Here is a 3372-nt window from a genome sequence, read left to right as displayed (position 1 = left end):
GGGTAAGCGGATTAAATGGTTGATCTTACCTTTGCATGAGAGTGAGACAGACCGGCATCTCATCGGATTATCTGGTTGATGCTTCACCTACTGCTGGTGCATGTTTCCTTCGCTAATTCCAGCAAGAACCCCACACGCCTCAACTTCCCGGTCATCGTTGCAACTCGCTCTCAGTGAAACGAGTTGTTTCTCAAGCGCTTGCAGAGCGGTTATCTGCGACCGCACATGAGAGATGTGATCATCGAGCAAGGCGTTGACGGCGGTACAAGGCTGATGAGGGTCGTCCTGATAGCTCTGTAGTTCGTGAATCTCAGCCAGTGACAGGCCCAGGATTCTGCAGCGACGGATGAAGGCCAGCCCCTCACCATGCTTCTCGGTATAGACACGGTAACCGTTGTCCTGCCGATCAGGCGGCGGCAACAAGCCCTGCTGTTCATAGAAGCGGATCGTCTGTGTTTCGACCCCTACCAACTGCGCCAACTGACCAATGCGCATCAGCCTCCTCCCCAACGGATTCTTTACTCTATTGACCTTATAGTAGCTTTATAGTTTTAAATGGTACCACAACATTGTTCAAGTGGAGTCGTATCATGAGCAAATCCTGTGGTGGCGCCTGTGGCGGTGATGCAACGTCCGCAGCGGATACCGATATACAGGCCTCCTCCGAGGCGCCAGGGAGATGGGTCAGTGTTTATGCCGTGCCGAAGATGGACTGTCCATCAGAAGAACGAATGATTCGCCTAGCCCTGAACGGCTTTGAGGAGATTCGGGCGCTGTCCTTCGACTTGTCGAACCGCCGGCTGAAGGTCGTGCATGACGGCGAGGTCGAGCCCGTCACCTCGAAACTGAAGACCTTGGGGCTAGGCGCCTCGCTTCAGGAAACCGTCGCTGCAAATCCGGAGACCATCAAGGCCGCCGAGTTTTCGGCAGCTTCTGCTAAGCAAGAATCCGGGACCCTGCGCTGGTTGCTCGGCATCAATGCACTTCTGTTCGTGGTGGAAATGACTGCCGGTCTGATCGCCCAGTCCACCGGCCTGATTGGAGAATCCCTGGACAATTTTGCCGATGCGGCGGTGTACGGGCTTGCCCTTTATGCGGTTGGACATAGCGTGAAAATGCAGGTACGTGCCGCGCATCTTGCTGGTGTACTGCAACTGATCTTGGCTGTGGGCGTGCTCGTAGAGGTGGTGAGACGCTTTGTATTCGGTAGTGAGCCTGAATCGCTGGTGATGATGGCTATCGCATTCGTCGCATTGATTGCCAATACCAGTTGTCTGCTGCTCATATCCAAACATCGGGAAGGCGGGGCGCACATGAAGGCAAGCTGGATATTCTCGGCCAACGACGTGGTGATCAACCTGGGGGTCATCACCGCCGGCGCCCTGGTCGCGTGGACCGGTTCCAATTATCCGGATCTGATTATCGGCACCATCGCGGGGGGCATTGTACTTAACGGTGCCAGACGCATTTTGGCGTTGAAGGGTTAAATAATGCTCATTATTGGCAAAAAGCTCTCGCCGTATGCCCTATTGTCCATATCGGGCCTGCTGGCAGCGTCTGATCAGGCTGTAAAGTGGCTGGTGCAGCAATCAATGGCCTATGGCGAGTATGTTTCGGTGACCCCGTTCTTTAACTGGGTGCACCTATGGAACACCGGTGCCGCATTCAGTCTTTTTGCGAATGGTGGAGGCTGGCAGCGCTACTTTTTTATCGGAATCGCGGTAGTGGTCTCGATTTTTCTGATCAAGCTGATCCTTGAAAATCGTCATAAAGGAGAAGCCATCGCTTACAGTCTTATCCTCGGTGGCGCCATGGGCAACCTGATTGACCGGGTCTTTCGCGGCTATGTTGTGGATTCCTTTGATTTCTATTGGCGAGACTGGCATTGGCCGGCCTTCAACCTGGCTGATATTGCAATTGTCCTCGGTGCCTTACTTTTCGTTTCCAGCAGCTTGTTGGGTAAAAAAGCAAACACCAATGCCGAGCCGGATGGATCTGACTGACACCTACGCCTATACAACACCATGACCGAACTTCCCGACAACATCCTTCACCTGCCGCAATACCAAGTACTGGGCTGCAAATCAACCGACGACGAAATGCACTTCCAGGTGGACGTGCCCGATCCCATCGCCTGCGAGGAATGCGGCGTGCAGGGTGAGTTCGTACGGTTCGGCAAGCGTGACGTTCCCTATCGTGATCTGCCCATCCACGGCAAGCGGGTCACTCTCTGGGTGGTCCGCCGCCGATACACCTGCCGGGCCTGCAAGACAACATTCAGGCCCCAGCTACCGGAGATGGTGGACGGATTCCGTATGACACTGCGGCTGCATGAGTACGTGGAGAAGGAATCCTTCAACCACCCCTACACCTTTGTGGCGGCACAGACCGGCCTGGACGAGAAGACGGTGCGCGACATCTTCAACGCCCGCGCCGAGTTCCTGGGGCGCTGGCACCGCTTCGAGACGCCCCGCATCCTGGGCATTGACGAGCTATACCTGAACAAGCGCTACCGCTGCATTCTGACCAACATTGAGGAGCGAACCCTGCTCGACCTGCTGGCCACCCGCCGCCAGGACGTGGTGACCAACTACCTGATGAAGCTGAAAGACCGGCAGAAGGTCGAGATCGTCAGCATGGACATGTGGAACCCCTACCGGGCAGCGGTCAAGGCTGTGCTGCCCCAGGCCCGTATCGTGGTCGATAAGTTCCATGTGGTGCGCATGGCCAACGATGCCCTAGAGAGAGTGCGCAAGGGCCTCAGAAAGGAGCTGAAACCGTCCCAGAGCCGGACTCTCAAGGGAGACCGGAAAATCCTGCTGAAACGCGCTCACGAAGTCTCAGACCGGGAGCGCCTCATCATGGAGACCTGGACAGGCGCGTTCCCGCAACTGCTGGCCGCCTACGAGCACAAGGAGCGCTTCTACGGCATCTGGGACGCCACCACACGGCTCCAGGCAGAAGCCGCCCTGGACGAGTGGATAGCCACCATCCCGAAGGGCCAAAAGGAAGTCTGGAGCGATCTGGTCAGGGCAGTGGGAAACTGGCGCGAAGAGACCATGACCTACTTCGAGACGGACATGCCCGTCACCAACGCTTACACGGAGTCCATCAACCGACTGGCCAAGGACAAGAACCGTGAAGGGCGCGGTTACTCCTTCGAGGTGATGCGGGCACGAATGCTCTACACCACGAAGCACAAGAAGAAGGCACCGACTGCGAAGGTCTCTCCTTTCTACAAGAAAACCATCGGTTACGGACTGCCGGACTTCGCAGAGGAACTCAACTACGGAGTCGATCTATCAACCATCTGAGGGTGGTATCAGATTGATGGGGTGAAGGTGCCCCATCAACCATTAAATCCGTATACCC

The 3372-nt window shown here is 56.0% G+C and carries 4 protein-coding genes; 3 read left to right on the top strand and 1 reads right to left on the bottom strand.

Annotation, left to right across the window (positions count from 1 at the left end; translation table 11 throughout):
* Positions 1-87 precede the first annotated feature (87 nt).
* Positions 88-495, bottom strand: a complete 408-nt coding sequence (cadR, locus tag V8L70_RS22615; protein ID WP_004364961.1) for a Cd(II)/Pb(II)-responsive transcriptional regulator — start codon at positions 493-495, stop codon at positions 88-90.
* A 95-nt stretch (positions 496-590) separates the two neighbouring features.
* On the opposite strand from cadR, the gene V8L70_RS22610 reads away from it, so the two are divergent.
* From V8L70_RS22610 to V8L70_RS22600, 3 genes are read left to right on the top strand one after another with little or no spacing between them, the layout of a single operon-like run.
* Positions 591-1487, top strand: coding sequence for a cation efflux transmembrane domain-containing protein (locus V8L70_RS22610; protein WP_004574643.1), 897 nt, complete (start codon positions 591-593; stop codon positions 1485-1487).
* A gap of 3 nt (positions 1488-1490) precedes the next feature.
* The gene (lspA, locus tag V8L70_RS22605) at positions 1491-2003 is read left to right on the top strand and encodes a signal peptidase II (RefSeq protein ID WP_004863699.1); all 513 of its coding nucleotides are present in this window, start codon (positions 1491-1493) and stop codon (positions 2001-2003) included.
* Positions 2004-2024: 21 nt separating this feature from the next.
* Entirely contained in the window at positions 2025-3314 is a 1290-nt protein-coding gene (locus V8L70_RS22600) for an ISL3-like element ISPpu12 family transposase (protein WP_004574636.1), read from the top strand.
* Positions 3315-3372: the final 58 nt, after the last annotated feature.

Source organism: Vreelandella arctica (genome assembly GCF_037070215.1).
GTDB classification, from domain to species: domain Bacteria; phylum Pseudomonadota; class Gammaproteobacteria; order Pseudomonadales; family Halomonadaceae; genus Vreelandella; species Vreelandella arctica.
This window is presented reverse-complemented; position numbering and strand designations above follow the sequence as displayed.